Source organism: Erythrobacter sp. RANMB8 (assembly GCF_056848235.1).
The window spans coordinates 491,857-515,425 of the sequence record NZ_JBREHG010000001.1 but is presented as its reverse complement, the minus strand read 5'-3'; the positions used below and the strand labels follow the sequence as shown (position 1 = coordinate 515,425).

20 protein-coding genes, 1 tRNA gene and 1 riboswitch are annotated in these 23,569 nt (G+C 65.6%); of the genes, 15 read left to right on the top strand and 6 right to left on the bottom strand.

Annotated elements, in window-relative coordinates; all coding sequences use genetic code 11:
• Window positions 1-14: 14 nt before the first annotated feature.
• Window positions 15-1,214 carry a cation:proton antiporter gene (locus ACU0AG_RS02325; RefSeq protein ID WP_482780646.1) on the bottom strand — a complete coding sequence of 400 codons (1,200 nt, stop codon included), beginning with the start codon at window positions 1,212-1,214 and terminating at the stop codon, window positions 15-17.
• Window positions 1,215-1,355: 141 nt separating this feature from the next.
• A riboswitch (glycine riboswitch) is annotated at window positions 1,356-1,456 on the top strand.
• A gap of 166 nt (window positions 1,457-1,622) precedes the next feature.
• Here ACU0AG_RS02325 and gcvT point away from each other — a divergent pair.
• From gcvT to gcvPB, 5 genes are read left to right on the top strand one after another with little or no spacing between them, the layout of a single operon-like run.
• Entirely contained in the window at window positions 1,623-2,762 is a 1,140-nt protein-coding gene (gene gcvT / locus ACU0AG_RS02320) for a glycine cleavage system aminomethyltransferase GcvT (RefSeq protein ID WP_482780645.1), read from the top strand.
• Between the two features lie 3 nt (window positions 2,763-2,765).
• Window positions 2,766-3,134, top strand: a complete 369-nt coding sequence (gcvH, locus tag ACU0AG_RS02315; protein WP_482780644.1) for a glycine cleavage system protein GcvH — start codon at window positions 2,766-2,768, stop codon at window positions 3,132-3,134.
• A 35-nt stretch (window positions 3,135-3,169) separates the two neighbouring features.
• Complete coding sequence (locus ACU0AG_RS02310) at window positions 3,170-3,940, top strand: hypothetical protein (RefSeq protein WP_482780643.1); 771 nt, start codon at window positions 3,170-3,172, stop codon at window positions 3,938-3,940.
• A gap of 34 nt (window positions 3,941-3,974) precedes the next feature.
• Window positions 3,975-5,348 (top strand): aminomethyl-transferring glycine dehydrogenase subunit GcvPA, encoded by a 1,374-nt coding sequence (gene gcvPA, locus ACU0AG_RS02305; protein ID WP_482780642.1) that lies wholly within the window; start codon window positions 3,975-3,977, stop codon window positions 5,346-5,348.
• On the top strand, window positions 5,348-6,904 hold the full coding sequence (gene gcvPB, locus ACU0AG_RS02300) for an aminomethyl-transferring glycine dehydrogenase subunit GcvPB (RefSeq protein ID WP_482780641.1): 1,557 nt from the start codon (window positions 5,348-5,350) through the stop codon (window positions 6,902-6,904). The genes gcvPA and gcvPB overlap by 1 nt, the downstream gene beginning before the upstream one ends.
• Before the next feature lie 3 nt (window positions 6,905-6,907).
• Here the strand turns inward: gcvPB and ACU0AG_RS02295 are convergent, their stop codons facing one another.
• The 4 genes from ACU0AG_RS02295 to ACU0AG_RS02280 form a co-directional block, all read right to left on the bottom strand.
• Window positions 6,908-8,212 (bottom strand): lipopolysaccharide biosynthesis protein, encoded by a 1,305-nt coding sequence (locus tag ACU0AG_RS02295; protein ID WP_482780640.1) that lies wholly within the window; start codon window positions 8,210-8,212, stop codon window positions 6,908-6,910.
• Between the two features lie 188 nt (window positions 8,213-8,400).
• Window positions 8,401-9,906, bottom strand: a complete 1,506-nt coding sequence (locus tag ACU0AG_RS02290) for a CoA-acylating methylmalonate-semialdehyde dehydrogenase (protein WP_482780639.1) — start codon at window positions 9,904-9,906, stop codon at window positions 8,401-8,403.
• Window positions 9,907-9,987: 81 nt separating this feature from the next.
• Complete coding sequence (locus tag ACU0AG_RS02285) at window positions 9,988-11,355, bottom strand: M24 family metallopeptidase (protein WP_482780638.1); 1,368 nt, start codon at window positions 11,353-11,355, stop codon at window positions 9,988-9,990.
• Window positions 11,356-11,412: 57 nt separating this feature from the next.
• On the bottom strand, window positions 11,413-12,195 hold the full coding sequence (locus ACU0AG_RS02280; protein WP_482780637.1) for a citryl-CoA lyase: 783 nt from the start codon (window positions 12,193-12,195) through the stop codon (window positions 11,413-11,415).
• Window positions 12,196-12,287: 92 nt separating this feature from the next.
• Between ACU0AG_RS02280 and ACU0AG_RS02275 the strand changes: the two genes are divergently transcribed.
• The 8 genes from ACU0AG_RS02275 (at window position 12,288) to ACU0AG_RS02240 (ending at window position 19,990) form a co-directional block, all read left to right on the top strand.
• The gene (locus ACU0AG_RS02275; RefSeq protein ID WP_482780636.1) at window positions 12,288-13,448 is read left to right on the top strand and encodes a CaiB/BaiF CoA transferase family protein; all 1,161 of its coding nucleotides are present in this window, start codon (window positions 12,288-12,290) and stop codon (window positions 13,446-13,448) included.
• Entirely contained in the window at window positions 13,429-14,247 is an 819-nt protein-coding gene (locus ACU0AG_RS02270; protein ID WP_482780635.1) for an IclR family transcriptional regulator domain-containing protein, read from the top strand. The genes ACU0AG_RS02275 and ACU0AG_RS02270 overlap by 20 nt, the downstream gene beginning before the upstream one ends.
• Before the next feature lie 240 nt (window positions 14,248-14,487).
• The gene (locus ACU0AG_RS02265) at window positions 14,488-16,710 is read left to right on the top strand and encodes a TonB-dependent receptor (RefSeq protein WP_482780634.1); all 2,223 of its coding nucleotides are present in this window, start codon (window positions 14,488-14,490) and stop codon (window positions 16,708-16,710) included.
• A gap of 16 nt (window positions 16,711-16,726) precedes the next feature.
• A complete protein-coding gene (gene wrbA, locus ACU0AG_RS02260) occupies window positions 16,727-17,329 on the top strand; it encodes an NAD(P)H:quinone oxidoreductase (protein WP_482780633.1) in 603 nt (200 codons plus the stop codon).
• 29 nt (window positions 17,330-17,358) lie between these two features.
• Complete coding sequence (locus ACU0AG_RS02255) at window positions 17,359-17,904, top strand: VOC family protein (protein ID WP_482780632.1); 546 nt, start codon at window positions 17,359-17,361, stop codon at window positions 17,902-17,904.
• Window positions 17,905-17,931: 27 nt separating this feature from the next.
• On the top strand, window positions 17,932-18,741 hold the full coding sequence (locus ACU0AG_RS02250) for an alpha/beta fold hydrolase (RefSeq protein ID WP_482780631.1): 810 nt from the start codon (window positions 17,932-17,934) through the stop codon (window positions 18,739-18,741).
• Window positions 18,738-19,856: a cobalamin-independent methionine synthase II family protein gene (locus ACU0AG_RS02245; protein ID WP_482780630.1), complete on the top strand. Its 1,119-nt coding sequence runs from the start codon at window positions 18,738-18,740 to the stop codon at window positions 19,854-19,856. Before ACU0AG_RS02250 ends, ACU0AG_RS02245 begins: the two co-directional genes overlap by 4 nt.
• Before the next feature lie 60 nt (window positions 19,857-19,916).
• Window positions 19,917-19,990 (top strand) — tRNA-Gly (locus tag ACU0AG_RS02240).
• Window positions 19,991-20,233: 243 nt separating this feature from the next.
• Here ACU0AG_RS02240 and ACU0AG_RS02235 read toward each other — a convergent pair.
• On the bottom strand, window positions 20,234-20,827 hold the full coding sequence (locus tag ACU0AG_RS02235) for a DUF3617 domain-containing protein (RefSeq protein ID WP_482780629.1): 594 nt from the start codon (window positions 20,825-20,827) through the stop codon (window positions 20,234-20,236).
• A gap of 137 nt (window positions 20,828-20,964) precedes the next feature.
• Here ACU0AG_RS02235 and ACU0AG_RS02230 point away from each other — a divergent pair, with 137 nt between their 5' ends.
• The gene (locus tag ACU0AG_RS02230; RefSeq protein ID WP_482780628.1) at window positions 20,965-21,693 is read left to right on the top strand and encodes a response regulator; all 729 of its coding nucleotides are present in this window, start codon (window positions 20,965-20,967) and stop codon (window positions 21,691-21,693) included.
• Entirely contained in the window at window positions 21,690-23,531 is a 1,842-nt protein-coding gene (locus tag ACU0AG_RS02225; protein WP_482780627.1) for a sensor histidine kinase, read from the top strand. The genes ACU0AG_RS02230 and ACU0AG_RS02225 overlap by 4 nt, the downstream gene beginning before the upstream one ends.
• Window positions 23,532-23,569 lie beyond the last annotated feature (38 nt).

Genomic DNA, 23,569 nt, shown 5'->3' with positions numbered 1-23,569 from the left:
CGAACCTTGAAAAATCACGCCTCGGCTTTCACCCGCTCGCCCAGCTTCTTCAGCAACGGCGTGGCGAAGGGCTTGGTCAGCATCGTGCTGCCCACCGCCATCAGCAGCAGCGCGGTGAAGGTCGTCGGCGTGATCACAGCCTTGTCGAGCAGGATGTTGGCGAAGATGATCATGATCAGCGCCTTGGTCTGGAGCAGCCAGCCGATGAGGCTTGCCTCGGTGCGGCTCCAGCCCAGCAGCTTGCCGGCGATGTGGACGCCCAGCAGCTTGCCCCCCACCGCCGCCGCCAGCAGCAGGGCGGCGACGCCGAACACGGCGAGCCCGCCGCCCTCCCACTGGGTGCGCAGGCCCGTGGACAGGAAAAACACCGGCATCACCGTCAGCAGCACGACATTGCGGAAGCGGTCCATCGCCTCGTGGCCGAACCACTTCGCATCCAGCACCACGCCTGCCAGAAACGCGCCGACCATGTAATGCAGCCCCGACCAGTCGCCCGCCAGCCCGCAGAGCGCCAGCCAGATCAGTCCCACCGGCCAGCGGTCACTTTCGGAAAGGCGCGCCATCAGCCAGCGCACCGCCCACGCCGCCAGTGAGAAGCCGACAAGGAACACCGCCTGTCGTCCGATCCGCTCCCAATCGAGCAGGATCAGCGCCAGCACGCCCCAGATCGCGATATCATCGAGGCTCGCATAGCGCAGGATGCGCTGGCCCAGCTGTTCGCGCAGGATGCCGAGCTTCTCCATCAGCAGCACGAGGATGGGGAGCGCAGTGACCGCGCAGGCCATGCCGATGCCCAGCAATGCCTGCCAGTATTGCCCGTTCGGCCCGCGCCAGCCGGGGAATTGCAGGATCACAGCAGCCGCTGCGGTACCCGCAAGCAGCGGCATTCCCAGCGCCAGCCCCGCCGTCAGCCCCGTCTCCCGGCGGTGCTTCCATGCCTGTGACAGGTCGAGTTCGATCCCGGCGATCCACACGAACAGCATCACCGCCCACCACGCGACGCCATTGAGCGCCACGATCACATCGGGCCGGAAGACGAAGGCGTAATACTCCGGAAACACCGCGCCGAGCACGCCCGGGCCGAGTAGAATGCCGCCCACAATCTGCACCACCACCAGCGGCGCCCAGTAATCGGTGCGGAAAATCCGCCACACAATCCACGGCACGGCAAAGATGATCGTCAGCGCGATCAGATAGATTTCGGTGAGGTTCATGGCCGCTGCCGTGTCTATTGCGGCGCGGGGGCGCAATCAAATGCGTTTTCCACACGGGAATCCGCTCTTCGCCCGATTGACGCGGTGCAGCAAATCAAGCATCGCCGCGGTGTCTTCCGCCGCAGGAGCGATTCTGTGGCGGGCAGACGAGCGGGAGAGCCCGATGCTTCTGTAAAGGGAGCAAAGGCGCCGAAGGAGCAACCGCCCCGGAAACTCTCAGGCCACCGGACCGCTCGGCTGCATGACACTCTGGAAAGCGCTCCCCGCCGCAGGGCAGGGGGCCACCGAAGGGGAGGCTGGTCGCCCATGCGGCCCGCCGAAGCTCTCAGGTCACCCGACAGAGGGGGCAGTTATGTGGCGGCGCGTTTCGCGCTGCCGGACTGCCGTATTCTGCCCGGAAGGCCCCTGATGAGCGACCACGAAACCGAAGACCACCTCGAAGATCTGCCGCTCGATCCGCTGCCGCTGGATGCGTGGCACCGGGCACGTGGTGCGCGGATGGTGCCCTTCGCCGGCTATGATATGCCGATCCAGTATGAGGGTATCGTCGCCGAGCACAACTGGACCCGCGAGAACGCGGGGCTGTTCGATGTGTCGCACATGGGGCAGCTGCTGCTCTCCGGGCCGGATCTGGATCCGGCGGTCGAAGCGGTGCTGCCGATCGACCTTTCGACGCTGAAGCTCGGCCAGCAGCGCTATTCGCTGTTGCTGGACGACGAGGGCGGCGTGCTCGACGACCTGATGGTCTCGCGCTGGCCCGATGCGCTCTATCTGGTGGTCAACGGAGCGACCAAGTGGGACGATATGGGCACGCTGCGCGAGGCGTTGCCGGATGATATCACTCTGAATTATCTCGATGACCGCGCACTGCTGGCGCTGCAAGGTCCGAAGGCGGCGGATGCGCTGGCACGCCATGTGACGGGGGAGCATCCCTTGTCGGCGCTCACCTTTATGAAGTTCGGCCGGTTCAAGCTGGCGGGCCATGACGTGACGATTGCGCGGGCAGGCTACACCGGCGAGGACGGGTTCGAAATCTCGCTTCCCGCAGAAGCTGCCGCCGAGATCGCGGACCTGCTCTGCGCCGAACCGGAAGTGAAGCCCATCGGCCTTGGTGCGCGGGATTCGCTCAGGCTCGAAGCAGGCCTGCCGCTCTATGGCCACGACATGACGCCCGAAACCTCGCCCATCGAAGCGGGCCTCACCTTCGGCATCAACAAGCGCCGTCGCGCCGAAGGGGGCTTCCCCGGAGCTGACCGGATCATCCGCGAAATCGCTGAAGGCACGGCGCGCAAGTGGGTCGGCCTGAAGATCGAAGGACGCCTCCCGGCCCGCGAAGGCGCGGAAGTGTTCAGCGGCGCGGACAAGATCGGCACCGTTACCTCCGGCGGCTTCTCGCCCACCCTGCAAGCGCCGATTGCCATGGCCTATGTCGCCAGCGCGCACGCCGCCATCGGCACTGCGCTGGAAGTGGAAGTGCGGGGCAAGCGCCTTGCCGCCACTGTCTCGCCCACGCCTTTCGTACCCCACCGCTATTACCGAGGGAGCTGACCCATGCGTTACTACACTGACGAACACGAATGGATCGAAGTCGAGGGCGACATCGCCACTGTCGGCATCACCGAATATGCGCAGGGCCAGTTGGGCGACATCGTCTTCGTCGAACTGCCCGAGGTCGGCGCGATGATCCAGCAGGGCAAGGACGCTGCCGTGGTCGAGAGCGTCAAGGCCGCCTCTGACGTCTATGCCCCGATCACCGGCGAGATCACCGAAGTGAACCCCGCGCTGGAAGAAGACCCGGCGCTGGTCAATTCCTCGCCCGAGGAAGACGGCTGGTTCTTCAAGATGACCATCGCCGCCGAAGCCGAGCTTGACGGGCTGATGGACGAAGACGGCTACAAGGCTTTCGTCGAAGCCCTATGACGCAAAGCCCGCCGACCTTGCCTGTGCGGCTGTTGGTGGCGACCCCGCTGTATGGCGGGGCCGAGGCCGATTACCTGCGCAGCGTGGTCGGCCTGACCGGCGCGGCGGAGCGGGCGGGGGTGCCTTGCGCCTTCGCCTGGCTCAGCAACAATGCCGCCATCGACCGGGCGCGCAATGTCCTCGCCGCCGCCTTCCTGCAATCGGATGCGACCCATCTGGTGTTCATCGATGGCGATATCGGCTTTGTGCCGGAAGATGTGCTCGGCCTCGTCAAGCTGATGCAGGCGGACCCTGCGCTGGCGGTTATGGCGGCGCCGTGCCCCAAGCGCCGGGTCAACTGGGGGCTGGTGGCGGCAGCGGCGGCCAAGGGGCTGGCAGCGGACAATCCCGCCGCGCTTGAGCGGTTCTCGGGCCTGTTCACGCTCGACGCGCTTGACCCTCAGGCCAGCTTCCGGATCGACGAACCGCTCGAACTGGCGCGCAGCGGCACCGGTCTGATGGTGATCCGCCGCGATGTGATCGAGGCGCTGTGCGAACGGCACCCCGAACTGCGTTATGCCGCCGATGCGCTTGACCGCGAAAGCGGGTTGGCAGGCGAGCAACTTAGCGCGCTGTTCCAGCCGATGATCGATCCCGATACCGGGCACCTGCTTTCCGATGATTACGCCTTCTGCCGCCGCGTGCGCGATGCCGGTTTCCGCATCTGGCTCGCCCCGTGGATGCGCACCACCCACACCGGCCCGGCCCGCTTCGGCGGCACGCTGGCCGATCTGGCGCAATTGAGCGCCGCACCCGTTCCCGCCTGACCTCTCCACCACCAGCCACGGACAAACCAGACCCATGCGCTACCTCCCTCTCACCGATACCGACCGGCAGGCGATGCTGGCCAAGATCGGGGCTGCCACTGTCGACGATCTGTTCGTCGACGTGCCCGAAATCGCCCGCCTCGATGGCCCGATCCACGGACTGCCGATGCATGCCGGCGAAATGGCGGTGGAACGCCATATGAAGGCGCTGGCGGCGAGGAATCTGGCGGCGGGCGATGTGCCCTTCTTCCTCGGCGCGGGTGCCTACCGGCACCACGTGCCCGCCAGCGTCGATACGATCATCCAGCGCGGCGAGTTTCTCACGGCCTACACTCCCTACCAGCCGGAAATCGCGCAGGGCACCCTGCAGATGCTGTTCGAATTCCAGACGCAGGTCGCCCGCCTTTATGGCTGCGCCGTGGCCAATGCCTCGCTCTATGACGGCTCGACCGCGTGCTGGGAGGCGGTGGCGATGGCGACCCGCGTCACCCGTCGCAGCCGCGCTGTGCTGTCGGGCGCGCTGCATCCGCACTACGCGCAAGTCGTGAAGACCATGGCCCATTTCACCGGCGATACCATCGCCGATGCCATGCCCGCGATCACCGCCGAACCCGATCTTGACGGGCTGATCGCCCGCATCGACGAGGACACCGCCTGCGTGGTAGTGCAATATCCCGACATCCTCGGCCGCATCAGCGACCTGACGCCGGTGGCCGAGGCTGCGCACGCGAAGGGCGCGCTGCTGGTGGTGGTCAATACCGAGCCGGTGGCGCTGGGCGCGATCCGCTCTCCCGGCGAGATGGGCGCGGACATCGTCGTGGGCGAGGGCCAGTCGCTGGGCGTCGGCCTGCAGTTTGGCGGGCCATACCTCGGCCTGTTCGCGGTGCGCGATCCCAAGCACGTGCGCCAGATGCCCGGCCGCCTGTGCGGCGAGACGACGGATGCCGAGGGCAAGCGCGGCTTCGTGCTGACGCTCTCGACCCGCGAACAGCACATCCGCCGCGAGAAGGCGACCAGCAACATTTGCACCAATTCCGGCCTGTGCGCGCTGGCCTTCTCGGTCCACATGACCCTGCTGGGCGAGCGGGGCTTGCGCGAACTGGCGGCAGAAAATCACCGCCTCGCCTGCCTTGCCGCCGACCGGCTGGCGAAGGTGCCGGGGGTGGAGGTGCTCAACACCGCCTTCTTCAACGAATTTACCCTGATGCTCGGCGGCAAGCCGGCGCGGCAGATCGTGCGCGATCTGGCTGACCGTGGCGTGCTGGGCGGGGTGTCGCTCGGGCGGCTCTATCCCGGGGTCGAGGCGCTGGAGCATGCGCTGCTCGTCGCCGTGACCGAGACCACGACCGAGGACGACATCGAGCGCCTTGCGCAAGAACTTGAAGCCAGCATCAAGGAGACCGTGTGATGAACGCCCCCAACAAGTCTGGTTGGAAGCCCGAAATGCAGGTCGCGACAAGCGGCTTTGTGGGCGGCCCTGTCACCACCACCGGCAATCGCGGGCTGATGCTCGAAGAACCGCTGCTGTTCGAGATCGGCCGCGCCGATGTAACCGGCGTCGATCTGCCTGCCGTGGATAGCGCCGCGCCGACCCGTCTCGGTGGCCTTGCCCGTTCGGAACCGATCGGCCTCGTCGGCCTGACCGAGCCGGAGACGGTGCGCCATTACACCCGCTTGTCGCGCCAGAATTACGGCATCGACCTCGGCTTCTTCCCGCTCGGTTCGTGCACCATGAAGCACAACCCGCGCCTCAACGAGAAGATGGCCCGCCTGCCGGGCTTTGCCGACATCCACCCGCTTGCCCCGCAGAACGCGGTGCAGGGCGCGCTGGAGGTGATTCACCAGCTTGGCGAATGGCTGTGCAAGCTTACGGGCATGCCCGCTGTCGCGATGAGCCCCAAGGCAGGCGCGCATGGCGAATTGTGCGGGATCCTCGCAATCCGCGCCGCGCATGAAGCGCGCGGGGATGCGCGCGAGGTGGTGCTGGTGCCCGAAAGCGCCCACGGCACCAACCCCGCCACCGCAGCCTTCGCCAATTACAGGGTCGAGGATATCCCCGCGACGCCCGAAGGCCGCGTCGATGTCGCGGCGCTCAAGGCCCGCCTGGGCCCGGATGTGGCGGCGGTGATGATCACCAACCCCAACACCTGCGGATTGTTCGAAAAGGACTTCCGCGAGATCGCCGATGCGGTGCATGCGGCGGGCGGCTACGTCTATTGTGACGGGGCTAACTTCAACGCCATTGTCGGCAAGGTGCGCCCGGGCGATCTTGGCGTCGATGCGATGCACATCAACCTGCACAAGACCTTCTCGACCCCGCACGGCGGCGGCGGTCCGGGGTCGGGGCCGGTGGTTCTCTCGGAGGCGCTCGCACCTTTTGCCCCGCTGCCCTTCGTGCGCAAGGATGATGCGGGCAGTTTCTACCTCGTCGAGGAAGAAAACCGCGAGGAGCGCGGGCCGAGCTTCGGTCGCATGACCGCGTTCCACGGGCAGATGGGCATGTTCACCCGCGCGCTGACCTACATGCTCAGCCACGGTGCGGACGGCCTCAAGCAGGTGGCCGAGGATGCGGTGCTCAACGCCAACTACATTCTGCGTTCGATGGAGGACATTCTCCACGCACCCTTTGCCGCCAGCGGCCCGTGCATGCACGAGGCGCTGTTCGGCGACAAGGACTTCACCGAAGGGCTGACAACGCTCGATGTGGCCAAGGGGCTGATCGACGAGGGCTACCACCCGATGACGGTCTATTTTCCGCTGGTGGTCCACGGCGCGATGCTGGTCGAGCCGACCGAGACCGAGAGCAAGGCGGCGATCGACCAGTTCATCACCGCCTTCCGCGCCGTGGTGGAGCGGGCGCTGGCCGGGGACGAGGCGCTGAAGCAGGCGCCCTATTACTCGCCGCGTCGCCGGCTCGATGAAACGGCGGCCGCGAGGAAGCCGAAGCTCGCTTACGAAGGGTAAGGCTCAGCGTTCCGGAGGGGTGGGCTGCGTATCCTGCTCCTCCGGCGCGACCACCAGCCGGAACTGCTTGAGGTTCACGATCGCCAGGTAGAAGCCGACCACGGTCAGCACGCTCGATCCCAGCACCGCAAAGCCTGCGCCCTGTGCGCCCTTCCAGTCGATCGCCAGTTCCAGCATGACCAGCGCCAGGATCGTCGGGAACAGCCGCACGAGAAATGCCACGTGCGCCTTGCCGGCCGAGATCAGCAGGCTTTCAAGGCTCGCTCCCACGAGTTCCACCGCGCCCGCGATGCTGAGGATGATCATTGCCCAGTAAAAGCCGGTGAACTGCTCGCCCGCGATCAATGCGATGCCCGGACGGCCGAACAGGATTGCAGTGATCACCGCGGTTACGCCTGCCAGTGCCGCGATATTGGCCATGCGCCGGGCGATCTCCACCGCCCCGTCGCGCGATTGCACCAGTTCGGGCAGGATCGCCTTGGAGATGGTCTGGGCAAGCGCGATCAGGGCCACGCCCAGCTGGTTGGCGATGCGGAAGCCGCCTGCCAGATAGGCTCCGCCAAAGGTGCCGACCAGGAGGATCATCACCTGCTTGCCCGCCACCGCAAGGCTGCCCGACATGTTGGTCGACAGCACGAATTTCCACGCATCCTTGTGGCGCGAAGGGATCGCTTTCAGGCTGATCGAGGCAAGGCTCACCGGTTGCACCCGGGCCGCCACGATCCACAGTGCCAGAGCGGTCGCTACCTCCGAGGCTGCAAAAGCGAGGATGAAGCCGGTCACATCGGGCATGAACCACCATGCCAGCACCGCACCCCCGGCACGGATCACCGGCTGCACCGCTTCTGCGCCGGTGGCCTTGCCGTATTCCGAATGCAGTCGCAGCATCCCTGTCGGCGTGGTGCGGATCGTCAGCAGGGAAATGACGCAATAGGCGAAGGTCAGCCCCAGCAGTTCCGGTGGCACATCCAGCCACAGCTGCGCGGTCAGTACCAGCACCGCCGAGGCGAGCGTGCCGACTGCCATCGATAGGAAATCGAGCGCCACGGCAAACCCCGTCGCCTCGCGTGCACGCACGATATCGACGCCGGGCGCATCGGGATCGGCCCCCCAGCGCACGATAAACTGCCAGGTCTGGAAGCTCGAAAAGCCGGTGATCGCCTGCCCCAACGCGATAATCAGCGCGAAATGGCCGAACCCGTCGGTGCCGAGCGTGCGTGCTGCGATGGCGAGGTAGACGAGGCTCAGCACCGCGTTGAACCCGCGCCCGCCGAGCAGCCAGCCCATATTGGCGAAAACGCGCTTCACGTCAGAAACTCGCCTCGTCGCCCCGTGCGTGACACGGGGCTGGGCATTTCTTCGCGGCCAATTCGATGTTCAATTTCGAGGTTCACCCAGCGATCCGATGGCGACCACCATCCTGCATCCAGCCCTCGCGCCAGAAAGGAAGCCGAGCCCCGTGTCAAGCACGGGGCGACGGACGGAGGGGGCGGAGCTTACCCCATCGTCGGGATGACAAAGGCGTTCGACCCATCCCCGCCGCCGTCGGGCCAGCGCTGGGTGATCTTCTTGTTCTTGGTCCAGAACCGGAGACCCTCGACGCCATACTGGTCGATGTCGCCAAAGCCCGAACGCTTCCACCCGCCGAAGCTGTGGTAGGCGACCGGCACCGGGATCGGCACGTTGATGCCGACCATGCCGACATTCACCCGCGCCGCGAATTCGCGGGCGGCGTGGCCGTTGCGGGTGAAGATCGCGACGCCGTTGCCATACTGGTGTTCGCTGGGAAGGCGCACCGCTTCTTCAAAGTCTTTCGCACGCACGATCTGGAGCACGGGGCCGAAGATTTCCTCCTGATAGGACTTCATCTGCGGGGTGACATGATCGATCAGCGTCGGGCCGACGAAGAAGCCCTTCTCGTGGCCCTGCAAGGTATACCCGCGCCCGTCGACGACGATCTCTGCGCCCTCTTCCTCGGCCGTGGTGATCCACTGTTCAATCCGCGCCTTGTGCTCGGGCGTGACGACAGGGCCGTAATCCGCGTCAGGATCGTTGGAGACGCCGATGCGCAGACCCGCGATCGACTTGAGCAGCTTCTCCTTGAGCCGCTCCGCCGTTTCCTCGCCCACCGGCACCACCACCGGCAATGCCATGCAGCGCTCGCCCGCCGAGCCGAAGGCCGCGCCGGTCAGATCGGTGACGACCTGATCCAAGTCCGCATCGGGCAGCACGATCCCGTGGTTCTTCGCCCCGCCGAAGGCCTGCACGCGCTTGTTGTTCGCGCTCCCGCGGGCGTAGATATACTGCGCGATGTCCGACGAGCCGACGAAGCTGATCGCTGCGATATCGGGATGGTCGATGATTGCGTCGACCATTTCCTTGTCGCCATGGACCACCTGAAGCAGCCCCTCGGGCGCACCCGCTTCAAGGAAGAGTTCGGCGAGCCGCACCGGCACGGACGGGTCACGCTCCGAGGGCTTGAGGATGAAGGCATTGCCCGCCGCGCAGGCCATGCCGAACATCCACATCGGGATCATCGCCGGGAAGTTGAACGGGGTAATCCCCGCCCCGATGCCGAGCGGCTGACGCACCGAATAGACGTCGATCCCCGGCCCTGCGCCGTGGGTGTATTCGCCCTTCATGATCTGCGGCAGCCCGCAGGCATATTCGATCACTTCCAGCCCGCGCTGGATATCGCCCTTGGCATCGGGGACGGTCTTGCCATGCTCGCTGGAGAGCAACTCGGCGAGCGACTGCATCTCCGCCTCGACCAGCTGCTTGAAGGCGAACATCACCCGCGCGCGGCGCTGCGGGTTGGTGGCGGCCCATGCGGGCTGGACGCGTTTGGCGGTCTCCACCGCGCGGGCGAGCAGCGCGGCATCGCCAAGCGCAACCTCGGCCTGAACCTCGCCGGTCGAGGGGTTCCAGATGGCGTGCCTGCGGCCAGAGGAATTGGAACTGGCGGGGGTCTCGCCGACGATGAAGTGGTCGATCTGACGCATGGGGGTGGTCTCTCCTGTCTCTGCCGCCCCAATGCCCCCCGGCGTGCGCGCTGGCAAGGGCGCGCCGCCCCTCAAAAGTGCTTACGGGGCAGAGGGGATCAGCGTAATCTCGGTCTGCCGTCCGTCGATGTAGCGCACCGTCTTGCCATCGAAGAAGGCATCCTCCTCGGTGCGGAAATCGACCCGCTGCCCGTCCCATTCGGGCACTGCCGCGTAAGACGTCAGCTCGATCGACCATGCCGTATTCGCCCGGATCGGCCCGCTCCCGCGCGGGTCGGGGTTCTGGTTGTCCCAGAAACCGATGGCCGGGCCCGCGCCGTGGCCATGGTTGCCGATCGGATGGGTGTAGATCGAGGGGTCGAGCCCCGCGGCGATGGCATCGGCGCGGGCGATGGCGAGGGCCTCGTTGCCGCTGCGCCCGACCTTGAAGGCGCGGGCGAGGAAATCCTGCACCTTGTTCGAGTTCGCCAGTCCGGCGCGCAGACCCGCAGGTGCCTCTGTCTCGCCCGGCTTCAGCACATAGGCGAGGTGCTGTGTATCGGTGTTGAGCCGCAGGTAGGTGATGCCAAAATCGGTCCACAGCAGATCGCCGGGCTGGATCGTTTCGTCGCCTTCGATCATGCCTTTCACGTGCTGTCGCTGGATCGCGACCGAGGGGTGGAACCACGGGTCGAGGCCAAGCTGCATCAGCCGGTCACGATACCACCATTGCACCTCGGCAGGCGTGGTCACGCCCGGTGTGATGACCTTTCGCGAGAACGCCTCGGCAATCACCGCATGGGCGGTGCGCACGATGGCGGGGTATAGTTCCATTTCGGCCGGGGTGCGGGTTTCGAGCCAGCGGATCGCAAGGTTCTCCCCGCTCACCACCCGTTCGTGCAATGCCGGCGGCAGGGCTGACATGAAGCGGTCATACTGGCTCAGCGTCATGCCATCGGCGAACTGGTAGAGGTCCGACGAATTGATCGCGATTTTCGCCGGATCGCGTGCGGCGATGATATCGGCCACGGCCTGCCACTGATCTGGCTGGGTATCGGGGTTCCATGCCGGTTCGAAAAGCCCGCCAAGGCCATAGCGGCTGACGGTGAGGCGCTCCACGGGCCTGCCTTCGCCCGGATCGTGGAAAATCAGGATCGTGCGGCGGCGGGCGTGCATGTTTTCGGCATCGAGCATCGATGCCACCACCGGTTCCTCGAAATACTCGCGGGCAACCAGCAACCACAGGTCGATCCCTTCCTCGCCCATGATCTGCGGGATCAGGGTGTCGAGCCGCTCGCGCAGGATGCGGTTTTCGATGTCGGCGCGTTCCCGCGGGGCGAGGATGCGGGGAAGGGCGGGGGCGGCTTGCTCGATCTCGGAAAGAGCGAGCGGTGCGTCCGCCCGCGCAGGAGCCGGCGTCCCTGACGCTGCAAGCGCCGCCGCCAGTGCGATGAAGTGCCGCCCGATCATGTCTGTCCCTTTCTCCGGTGCCTTGCGACAGTGGCGGAGCAAGGGGGCGGGATCAAGCTACTCCGACCCGTCGTCGAAGCCGATCCGCTCGGCCGCTGCGCCCGACATGATGAAGCCGATGGGCCGTTCGGTTTCTTCCTGAAGGTGGGCGATCAGGCTGGCGGTGCGGGCGAGCAGCGAAATGCCCTTCAGGGCCGCAAGCGGGAAGCCTGCATCGAGCATCACGGCGGGAATCGCGCCATTGACGTTGATCGGAAGGCTGCGGCCAATCGCCTCGGGCAGCACCTGTTCGATGGTGCGCAGCATGGCGATGTGCTTGCCTTCCATGCCATGCTCCCTGGCCAGCGCGAGCAAGCGGTGCGCGCGCGGATCGCCGCCCGAATGCTGCGGGTGGCCGAAGCCGGGGATCGCCTTCTTCTCGGCCCGCAGCGCCCTGATCGCGGCGATGGCGGTGGCAGCGTGATCGCCTCCCTCGGCGTCATCCACGACCTGTGCGTAGAACTTGCCCGCAACTTCCGCGCTGCCCAGCACCACAGAGCCGCAGCCGAGCAGCCCTGCGGCAACCGCGCCGTGGAAGGCTTCGGGCGCAGCGGCATAGGTCATGCGGGTGGCGACAACGGAGGGCACCAGCCCGTGTTCGGCAATCGCACAGAGCACTGCGTCGGCCAGCGCCTTTTGCGGGGGCGATGGCATGGTGCCGGTTACCAGAAGCCAGAAATAGCTGGTGAAATCCACCTGGCCGATCACTTCGGAGCACAGGTCCATGCCCCGAACCGTGATGCTGGTCGCATCCGAGGTGCAGATCGAGGTGACGGCGTTATCCTGCTTACCGATGCGCATGGCGTTTCCTTTTTCGATATTCGAAGTTGATTTCGTTATGCGAAGAATATAGGTTCATTCTCGCATCAAGGCAAGCAAATGGGATGTGTTGGATGACTGCAAGACCCCTACAGGGCGTTACCGTGCTCGAAATGGGCACCTTCATCACCGGCCCTGCTGCCGGGATGCTGCTGGCCGATCTGGGTGCGGATGTGATCAAGGTGGAGCAGCCCGGCACCGGCGATCCGTTCCGCAGTTTCAAGGGCGAGCTCTACAGCCCCCATTTCCAGACCTATAACCGCAACAAGCGTTCGATCACCATCGACCCCAAAAACCCCGAAGACCTCGCCGTGCTCGACCGGCTGGTCGAGGATGCGGATGTGTTCATCCAGAACTTCCGCCCCGGCGTCGCCGATCGGCTGAAGGTGGATGCGAAGCGGCTCCAGGGGATCAACCCGCGCCTTGTCTATGCCTCGATCTCGGGCTTCGGCAGCGAGGGGCCGGAGCGTGATCGTCCGGCTTTCGATACGGTTGCGCAGGCGGCCAGCGGCTTCCTGCGGCTGCTGGTGAACCCCGAGCACCCCCGCGTCGTCGGCCCGGCCATCGCCGATGCCATGACCGGCTTCTACACCGCGCTGGGCATCCTCGCCGCGCTCAACGAGCGCCACACGACGCAGCGGGGGCGGGTTGTCGAAACCTCGATGTTCGAGGCGATGTGCCACTTCAACCTCGACGATTTCACGCACCTCTTGTCGGCCGATCAGGTCATGGGGCCTTACAGCCGCCCGCATGTCAGCCAGAGCTATGTCTTCCAGTGTTCGGACGGCAAGTGGCTTGCGCTGCACATGTCGTCCCCGCCCAAGTTCTGGGAGAACCTCGCCACCGCCGTGGGCCGGCCCGACATGCTCTCCTTGCCCGCCTTCGCAAGCCGCGAGGCGCGCATTGCCCATTACGAGGACGTGGTCGCCTTCCTCGCCCCGATCTTCGCCACGCAGTCGCGCGATCACTGGACGGCGGAGCTGACCCGCCTCGAAGTGCCGAACTCGCCCGTCTATGACACCACCGAGGTGCTCGCGACCGAGCAGGCGAGGGTGCTGGGCATCGAAGTCGCCGATCCTGACGGGCCGAAGGGCACCTTCCGCACCATCCGTTTCCCCCTGTCCTTCGATGGCGAGCGGATGGACAGCGTCACCGCGCCGCCCCTATTGGGGGCAGACGATGCGGCGATCCGCCGCTCCATCGAAAGGCCGGTGCATGGGATCCGCAGGGGCTGAAGCCGCAACACACAAAGACCCGGAGTTCCTCTCGACGCTGGAGCGCGGCTTGCGCGTGCTCAAGGCGTTCGATGAAGACCACCCCGAAATGACCCTGTCGGAGGTCGCGGCCAAGACCGGACTGCCGCCCGCGGTTGCCCGCAGGTGTCTGATAACGCTCGTGGAACTGGGCTATATCGGCCAGCATGAACGCAAGTTCCTGCTGCGCCCGGCGGTGCTGACGATCGGGTCGGCCTTCCTTGCCTCGATGCAGATCGAACAGGTGGTGCTGCCCCCCTTGCAGGCCCTGCGCGACCAGACCGGTGACAGCGCCAGTCTGTGCGTGCTTTCGGGGGCAGAGATCCTCTATGTCGCCCATGTTTCCACCGACCGGCGGTTCCGCGTGGCGGCGGGGGTGGGGACGCGCTTTCCCTTTCACGCGACCTCGCTGGGCAAGGCGCTGGCCGCGCATCTGCCCGATGACGAGCGCGCGGCCCTGCTGGAACAGGCGCCGTTTCAAAGGTTTACCGAGCGCACTGTCACCGATGGTGCAGCCATGGCCGAACGGCTGGCCCTGATCGCCGAGCGCGGTTACGATTCGGCGCTCGACGAGCTGGATTACGGCATCGTCTCGGTCGCGGTGCCGATTTTCGGGCGCGACAGGCGGGTGATTGCGAGCATCAACTGTTCCACTTCCACCACCCGCATTTCGCAGGACGAGCTGGTGCGCACCCGTCTGCCCCTGCTGCGTCAGGCAGCGGGCGAGATCGAGGCGTCGCTCAAACGCTGGCCCGCGTTGGAAGCATCGCTCAGGCCCTAAAAACGGGGGTCTGGACGGGCCTAAACGGGGTCTAAAAGGGGTCTAGAGGGGGGCTAAACGGGTCTAGCGGGGGTCTGGGCCGGGACTGGCCGCGCCCGGAATCCGGCCCGGTGTGGCCTTGCTACCCACTTTCCAAGTTTTCGCATATCGAAGTTGACTTCGCATTGCGAAGTTTGTACGCCGCCCATCGGGAGGGGTCGCCAAAATCATGCGCGCCATGCGCAGACAGGGGAGAGTTGTATGAAGTTTCCGGGCATGACGCTTGTCAGCAGCAATGCGCTTGCATGGGGCGCCCTCGCATCGGGCGCGCTGGCCGCCGCCCCGCTCGCCGCGCAGGATGCAGGCGAAGCTGCAGCCGAACAGACCGATGCCGGCGGCATCGTCGTCACCGGCCTGCGCCGCAGCGAGACCTTGCAGGACACCCCCGCCGCCGTCACCGCTTTCGATTCGCAGGCGATCGCCAATGCCGGGATCGAGCGTCCGGGCGATTTCATCGCGCTCACCCCCAACGTGAACCTCGTCGAGACGCAGAACGCGGGCAACGCCTTCGTCATCATCCGCGGCATCACCCAGAACCGCAATTCCGAACCCAGCGTTGCCGTGATCGTCGACGGGGTGCAGCAGGTGAACCCCGCGCAGTTCAATCAGGACCTGTTCGATATCGAGCAGATCGAAGTGCTCAAGGGTCCGCAGGGCGGCCTCTATGGCCGCAACGCCATCGGCGGCGCGATCATCATCACCACCAAGAAGCCGACCGACGAGTTTTCGGGCAACATCACCGCGGGCGTGGACAATGGCTTCGGCTATTTCCTGCGCGGCGGGATCAGCGGCCCGATTGCCGAGAACGCCTATTTCCGTGTCGCCGGGTCCTATTACAACACCGACGGGTTCATCGAGAACACTTTCCTCAATGAAAAGGCCGATCCGGTCGAGGATTTCTCCCTTCGCGCCAATCTTCTGGTGGAAGCGACCGACCGGCTGACCTTCGACCTGCGCGGCAGTGTCAACCAGCTGCGTACGCAGGGCCTGTATTACAACATCGTGGGTGATGTGAACACGGTGGCGCCGGTGCGGGTCAACAACCCCGGCCAGAACGATCGCGATATCTACAACACCTCGCTCAAGATCGAATATGCGGGCGATAATGCGGTGCTGACCTCGGTGTCGTCCTATGACACGCTGACCGAAGTGCTGACCGGCGATGCCTTCGATTTCCAGCCGATCCCCGACAGCTTCTTCTTCAATCTGTTCGAATTCCTGTTCGGCCCCGGCAACGGCTTTGACCTCAACCAGAGCCAGTATCTGAACGTGAAGGCCTTCAGCCAGGAAGTGCGGCTGGCCTCGCCCGAAGATGGCCGTCCGTTCAACTGGATGGTCGGCGGCTATCTGATCGATACCACCCGCTTCATCTCGACCGGCAACATGATCGACACCGGCAACGGCGTCTTCCCCGTGTTCCGCAGCCCTTCGACCAATCCGCTCAACCCGCAGTTCTCCTATCTGGCCGATGGTCAGGACAACTTCGCCTGGGCGCTGTTTGCCAATGCGGGCTATGAAATCACGCCGGAATTCCGCGTCGATGCCAGCTTGCGGTATGACCGTGACAAGCGCCGCCAGACCACGCTGACCCCGCAGGCCTTCCTGCCGGTGGTGCCGGGCGTGCCGCAGGCGCAGAGCGGCGAAGTGCGCACCGCGGTGTTCGATGACTGGCAGCCCAAGATCACCCTGACCTATGAACCGACCCCCGATCTGACGCTCTATGGCGGATACAGCCGCGGCTTCCGTTCGGGCGGCTTCAACCAGACCGGCGTCGGTGCCGAAGCGGTCAACAACGCCATTGTCGGCGTGGGCGACATCTTCCGTGCGGAAACCGCCGATACCTTCGAAGTGGGCGCCAAGGCCCAGCTTGGCCCGGTGCGTCTGGCGGGTGCGGCCTACACCACGCTGTCGAAGAATTCCTATTTCTTCGTTTTCCTGGCCCAGTCTTCGACCCAGAACCTCGGCAATATTCCGAAGACCCGTCTCACCGGTTTCGAACTGGAAGCGACCGCCGAAGTCGCGCCGCATTTCGATATCAACGCCGCGATCGGCGTGACCGACAGCGAGATCAAGGAATTCCCCGATGCGACGGTGATCGGCAACGAAGCCCCGCAGATCTCGCGCTATACGCTCAATCTCGGCGCGCAATATGCCGGGCCGATTTCGGACAGCCTCGATGGTCTGCTGCGGATCGATTACCGCCGCACCGGCAAGACCTGGTGGGAACCGTTCAACACCACGGTGCGCAACCCTGTCGACATCGTCGATGCGCGTGCGGGTGTGACGATGGACAACGGCGTGTCGATCACGGCGTTCGCCAGCAACCTTTTCAACGAAATCTACAACGCCGAATTCTCGCCGGGCGGCTTCGTGTTCCGCGCCCGGCCGCGCCGTTACGGCGTTGAAATCGGCTTCAAGTTCTAAGGGAAGGCAAGAACCAATGACCAAGGTGCTGGTGCTCTACTATTCGAGCTATGGCCATATCGAGGCGATGGCCGCTGCGGTTGCCGAAGGCGCTGCCAGCGTCCCCGGCACCGAGGTTGTGGTGAAGCGCGTTCCCGAACTGGTGCCCGATGATGTCGCCGCTGCGGCCGGCATCCGGGTGGATCAGGCCGCGCCGCTCGCCGATCCGAACGAGCTGGCCGATTATGACGCGATCATCTTCGGCACGCCCACGCGGTTCGGCAACATGGCGGCGCAGATGCGCAACTTCCTCGACCAGACCGGCGGGCTGTGGTTCACCAAGGCGCTGGTCGGCAAGGTGGGGAGCGTGTTCGTCTCCACCGCCAGCCAGCATGGCGGGCAGGAAACCACCATCACATCGTTCCACACCACGCTGCTGCATCACGGCATGGTGATCGTGGGCCTGCCCTATACCTTCGAAGGCAATGCCGAGATGAACGAGATCAGCGGCGGCACCCCCTATGGCGCGAGCACGCTGGCTGGTAATGACGGCAGCCGGATGCCGAGCGCCAACGAACTGGCCGGTGCGCGCTTCCAGGGCGCGCATGTCGCCACCATCGCGGGCAAGCTGGCCGCCTGACACTTCACGGGACTGACGGAGAGAGCAACATGACCAAAATTCTGGCGAACCGCCTCCACCACACCGCCTATGTGACCAAGGATCTGGAAGCGACGCGGGCCTTCTACGAGGACATCCTCGGCTTCCCCCTGATGGCGACCTATTGCGAGAAGGACGAGCTGTTCGGCAAGGAGCGCACCTATTGCCACTGCTTTTTCGAACTCGCCGATGGCTCTGCGCTGGCCTTCTTTCAGTTCGCCGACCCTGACGATCAGGCCGAATTCGGGCCGGAGATCCCGTCCAGCCCCTTCATCCACATCGCCCTGCAGGTGGACAAGGACGCGCAGGACGAACTCGCCCGCCGCATCGCCGCCGCCGGTATCGTGGAGCCGCAGACCTATGTGCTGGAGCACGGCTACTGCAAGTCGGTCTATGTCACCGATCCCAACGGCATGATCCTCGAATTCACCCACGATGATCCCCGCGCCGAGCCGCTCGATGCCGAGCGCCGCGCCAGCGCGCATGCCGAACTCAAGCGCTGGCTGGCGGGCGATCACCACAACAACAACCCGTTCCGCGCCGCCGAAGCGGCCTGACGCGCGACCATGCTCGCCGCCCGCCTTATGGCAACCGACCGCGTGTGGCAGGGCGAGGTTGCGGTGGCGGGCGGCACCCTGCCGATCTGGATGGCTCACGAAGGGCCGGGCGAGGGCACGCCGCTGATCCTGCTCCACGGCTGGAGCCTGGATCACCGCATGTGGCAGCCGCAGCTGGACGGGCTTGCGCAGGACTTCTTCTGCGTCGCCCCCGACCGGCGCGGCTGCGGACAGGCCAGCGCACCACCCGATCTGCCGCGCGAGGCGGATGATGTGATCGCCATCGCCGATTTCCTCGGCTTTGATCGCTTTGCCCTCGTCGGCCTGTCCCGCGGGGCGGTGGTCGCGCTCGATGTGGCGCGCAGGTTCGGCTCGCGGCTGACCGGCCTTGTGGTGTCGGGCGCGCCGCTTCCCGCCCTGGTCGAGCGTGACGAGGTGATCGATCTCGATCGCTTCCGCGCCCTTGCCGCGGCGGGGGACATGGCCACCCTGCGCGCCGAATGGTCGCGCCACCCGCTGATGCAGACCCACAGGCCCGAAGCGCGGGCGCTGATCGCCGAAATCCTCGCCGGCTACGACGGGCGCGATCTGCTCGCGCCAAGCGATCCCCCCGGCTTCCCGCGCGAGGCACTCGCCATGCTGGCGATGCCGGTGCTGGCGATGACCGGCGCGCACGACACGCCATGGCGGCGCGACTGTGCACGGGCGCTCGCCGCCGTCGCCCCGCGCGCGCGGCACACCGAAATTCCGGGCGCGGGCCACCTCGCCAACGCCGATAATCCGGCGGCCTTCAACACCGCGATCACCCGCTTCCTTCAGCCAAAGGCCTGCCCATGACCACCTTCCGCACCACCCACGTCGGCAGCCTGCCGCGCCCCGAAGCCCTGCTCGATCTCGTCTTCGCGCGCGAAGGGGGCGAAGCGGTGTCCGAAGAGGCCTTCGACGCCGCGGTCGAGGACGCAACCGCCTATGTCATCAAGCGCCAGATCGAAGCCGGTGTCAGCATCGTCAACGACGGCGAACAGTCCAAGCCCTCCTACGCCACCTATATCAAGCACCGCCTGTCGGGCTTCGGCGGCGAGGCGGGGCAGTATGAATTTGCCGACCTCGAAGCCTTCCCCGGCGCCAAGGCCCAGGTGTTCGGCAACAAGGGCCGCGCCAAGCGTTCTGCCCCCGCCTGCACCGCGCCCATCGAAGTGATCGACATGGAAGCCCCGCGTATCGACGCGGAACGCCTGAAGCGGCTGGCAGGCGGTCACGCCACCTTCATGTCCGCCGCCTCGCCCGGCGTGACCGCGCTGTTCTTCCCCAATCAGTTCTACGCGACAGACGAGGAATATGTCTTCGCCCTCGCCGAAGGCCTGCGCCACGAATACGAGACGATCGCTGCGGCGGGCATCACCCTGCAAGTGGACTGCCCGGACCTTGCCATGGGCCGCCATGTGCAGTTCACGCAACTTTCCACCGAGGAGTTCCGCAAGCGGATCGGCATGAACATCGCCGCGCTCAACCACGCGCTCCGGAACATTCCGGCAGAACAGTTGCGGATGCACCTGTGCTGGGGCAACTATCCCGGCCCGCACCACTGCGACGTGGCGCTGGGCGAGATTGCCGATATCGTCTGGTCCGCCAAGCCGCAGACCGTGCTTCTGGAAGGCGCGAACCCGCGTCACGCGCATGAATTCGCCTTCTTTGCCGATCATCCGCTGCCGGGCGACAAGATCCTGTGCCCCGGCATGGTCGAACCGCAGAGCCCCTATATCGAACACCCCGAACTGATCGCCCAGCGCATCGGCCGCTATGCCGATCTGCTGGGGGCAGAGCGGGTGATGGCGGGCGTCGATTGCGGCTTTTCGGTCCACGCGGGCAGCAACGCGCTTGACCCCGAAATCGTCTGGGCGAAGCTGGCAGCCCTTGCCGAAGGCGCCGAAATCGCAGGCAAGCGCTACTGACCCGCGCCATCCCATCTTGACCGAACGCGCCGCTTGAGGCAGTGGCACGACCCTGCCCGGGCGGGTGTAGCTCAATGGTAGAGCAGAAGCTTCCCAAGCTTACGACGAGGGTTCGATTCCCTTCACCCGCTCCATAATCCTGAAATAGCCGCAGGAAACCGCCACTCCGGAGGCGGCATGCGCAACCTTCACCCACAGCTTCTCGCACGATGACCGCTGCGGCATGGAGGTTGATCAGGTCCGGCCTGCGGGATCACTGACATGGTCCGGCACAGCCATCTCGTGCACCGCGGCGCCCGATATCATTTTCGGCGAAGGCAACCTTGCCTTGCCAGGCGTATGCCTCCGCCATTGCCACCATTCCGATTGGCAGTTCATCAGTCCGGCGCCGTGCAGCCCTTGTCCGGGGATGTGAGCTTTCCCGAAAGGACCGAGCGCATATGCATCTGCATTGCTCCGGCCTCATCGCGGGCGATTGTCTCCGAGGTGACCTCGAAGGCCGATCCTGCGTAGTTTCCGCTCACTTCGACCCGCGCTTCTCCAGCGCCGCCGTCCGGTGGGTAGCAGGTAAGCACGGCCCGCAGGCTTCCCGCTTCGGCTTGCCACGTTTCGTAGCGGCACGCGCCATTCAGCCCATGAAAGACAGCGGCGGGAGGCTGGGATCCCGCCTTGGTGGCGATGCACACTTTGCGCGGTGTCGCGTTGGCCGGGTCGGCCGCAATCTTCCGCACCATCGGTTCCGGCAATCCGGGGATGGCGAGATGATCGATCTGCGTCGCGATCTCCCACATCCCCGGACCAAGAGGCTGTGCCTCTGCTGCGGAGACCCCTTCGTTGGCGCGCAATGCGGATCCGCCGCCGGGTGCTGCCAGCGCGGCTGCAATGATGATGGAGGCACAGGGCGCAAGCGAGCGAGCAAACAAGGCGGCACTCCTATCGGGGATTGCAAAGGCGATGACCCTTGTATTCATGGGCTTGCACGGCGTTGAGCGCCTCGCGCATTCGCGGGATGCCATGCTGGCATTGACCGCTATTTTTCAGCTTTCACTCCTCGCCCGGTGCCCGATATGGCCCGTTCGGGCGCGACATCCGTGGCAGGTGTGCAGTGATGAATGACGAGAACGATGTCCGACCGGCAGAAAGCGGGGTCTCTCCCTGCCGTCTTTTCATCGTGGAGGATGACGCCGCGCTGAGGGCCAGCGTGATCGAATGCATTTCGCAGGAGCCGGACATCGTGGTGGCGGGACAGGCCAACTGTCTTTCCGCAGCCCTCGAAGCCGTCGATGCCAAGGGCCACGTTGCGGATGTGCTGCTGGTCGATCTCGGGCTGCCCGACGGCTCCGGCCTCGACCTCATCCGGACGATCCGGCAAAGGGAATTGCCCGCCAAGGTGCTGGTCTTCACCGTGCTGGGCGACCGCAAGACGATCAACAATGCGCTGTCGGTGGGAGCGGACGGGTTCATCTTGAAGGACACCGATCCGGCTGAACTGGCACGCGCAATCCGCGCCGCGCGTGATGGCGGGGTGCCGATCAGTCCCAAGGCGGCTGCGCAATTGCTGCGCGCCTTCCGCGAACAGGCGGCGGCCGCTGCGATGACCGAGGCGACCAGACCAGCCGATGTCGAAGATTTCGGCCTCACCAGCCGCGAACGCGAGACGCTCGAGACGCTCGCCCGCGGCTTCACGCAGCGTGAAGCGGCCCAGATCCTTGGCGTGTCGCCCCACACCATCGTCAGCCACGTCAAGGCAATCTATCAGAAAATGGCGGTCAACAGTCGTTCAGAGGCCGTGTTCGAAGCGATCCAGAGCGGGCTGATCAAGATGGACCCGCGATGACCGCAGCCCCGCTCCAGAAGCCGTCCGCGTCCGCCGGTCGCGGAGGCATCATCCGCTTTGTGATCCTTGCACTGTGCGTGCAGGCAGCCTTCTGGGGCATTGCCCTGATGCTTCGCCCGCCGGTCGCCGACCAGCGGCTTACCCGGCACGCCGTGACGAACATCCAGCTGGAACAGCCCGGCGGCGTCCTTTCCGAGGCAAGCGGGCGGGCGGACTATTATCTCGGCACAGGGCCGAATGCGCGTTTCAAGGCACAGGTGCGGGTCGACCAGCCAGATCGGGGACTTGTGGTCTTCGCTCCGCGCTACAACCGCTGGGCCAGCCTTGCCGTTAACGGGCGCGCCATACCGATGTCCGATGCCCCTGCCTGGCGCGGCGGACGCCTTGGCGCGAAATGGGTGGTGCCGCCGGCGATGCTGCGTCAGGGCGACAACACGATCATTGTCGAGATCCGCCGGGAGTGCTGCAAGGCCTTCCTCTCGGGCATCATCGCTGCGCCCGGAGGAACCATCGACGATGCGATCCGGCAGTGGCGGTTGCAGGCGCTGATCCCCGCCTTCGGGGTCATGGTGCTCGGCTTTTTCGGGGCCGGATCCTGCCTGCTGTTGGCGATCGGGGCGACCTATCGCCGCGAAGCGATTGCGGCGGCGGCGGCCTTCGCCGGGCTGGCATTGGGCGGGTTGTGGCAGATCGACATCCTCACCCCCACCAGTGAACCGGTTTTCATCGCCGCGGGATGGTTTGCGCTGCTGCTGACCTTTTCGGGACTTGTTGCGCTGGTCGACCGGTGGTTTCCGGGCGGGCCGGGGTTTGACCGCTGGCTGGCGATGCTGGTCCCTGTCTTGGCGGTGCCGATCCTTGCGTCGGCATGGGCGACCGATCCACCGCCTGTGGCCTTGCGGACAGGGCTTGAGGTGTCAATCGTGCTGTTCGCCAATATCGCGATCATCTCATGCGTGTGGCGAGGGCTGGCAATCGACCGGGCGCGGTGGTCGCTCGATGCGGCGGTCGTGCTTCTGGTGCCGACCATCAGCCTTGCCGACATGATCGACAGTCTTGACCGGGACCCGCTGACGCTCAGCAGCGCGCCGCTTGGCCTGTTCGGCCTCGCGATCCTGCTCCTTCTGGGGATTGTCCGGCGCGGGCGGATGCTGTCGATGCGCCTCGAAAATGCGAACTTGCTCCTCGAACGGGAGATCAGCGCCAAGCAGGCCGAGATCGAGACCACCGCGAAGCTGCTCCGCCAGCGCGAGGCCGAAGCTGCAGTGCAATCCGAACGCGCGCGGATCATGCAGGACATGCACGATGGCATGGGCGGCCATCTGCTGTCGGTGCTGACGCAGGCGCGCAACCCGGCCGTCCCGCGCGAAGAAATCGAGGCGACGGTCGAACAGGCCATCACCGATCTTCGGCTGATGATCGACAGTCTGGATTCGGTCGGGGACACGCTCGATTTCGCGCTCGGGCAGTTCCGCGAGCGGGCCGAGGCGAAGCTGCGCGCGGCGGGGATGGAACTGGTGTGGCGCAATGATCTGCCCGGCGCCTATCTGACCCTGCCGCCGGGGACGATCCTCGCGATTTACCGGATCATGCAGGAGGCGATCAACAATGCCGTCCGCCATTCCGGCGCAGACCGGGTCGAAATAGGCATCAGCCTTCGCGAGGATGGCGCGGTGGTGATCGACATCCTCGACGACGGGACAACCGATCGGAGCAGCTGGAAGGCTGGCCGGGGGCTCATCAACATGGAGCGCCGCGCCGGCCAGATCGGCGGGCAGTTCAGCGTGACGGCGGGTGGCGGGCGCACGTGTGCCACGCTTGTCCTGCCCACCGGCTGAAAGCGGGAACCGGATGGGAGCCGCCGGTGCCTCGGCCA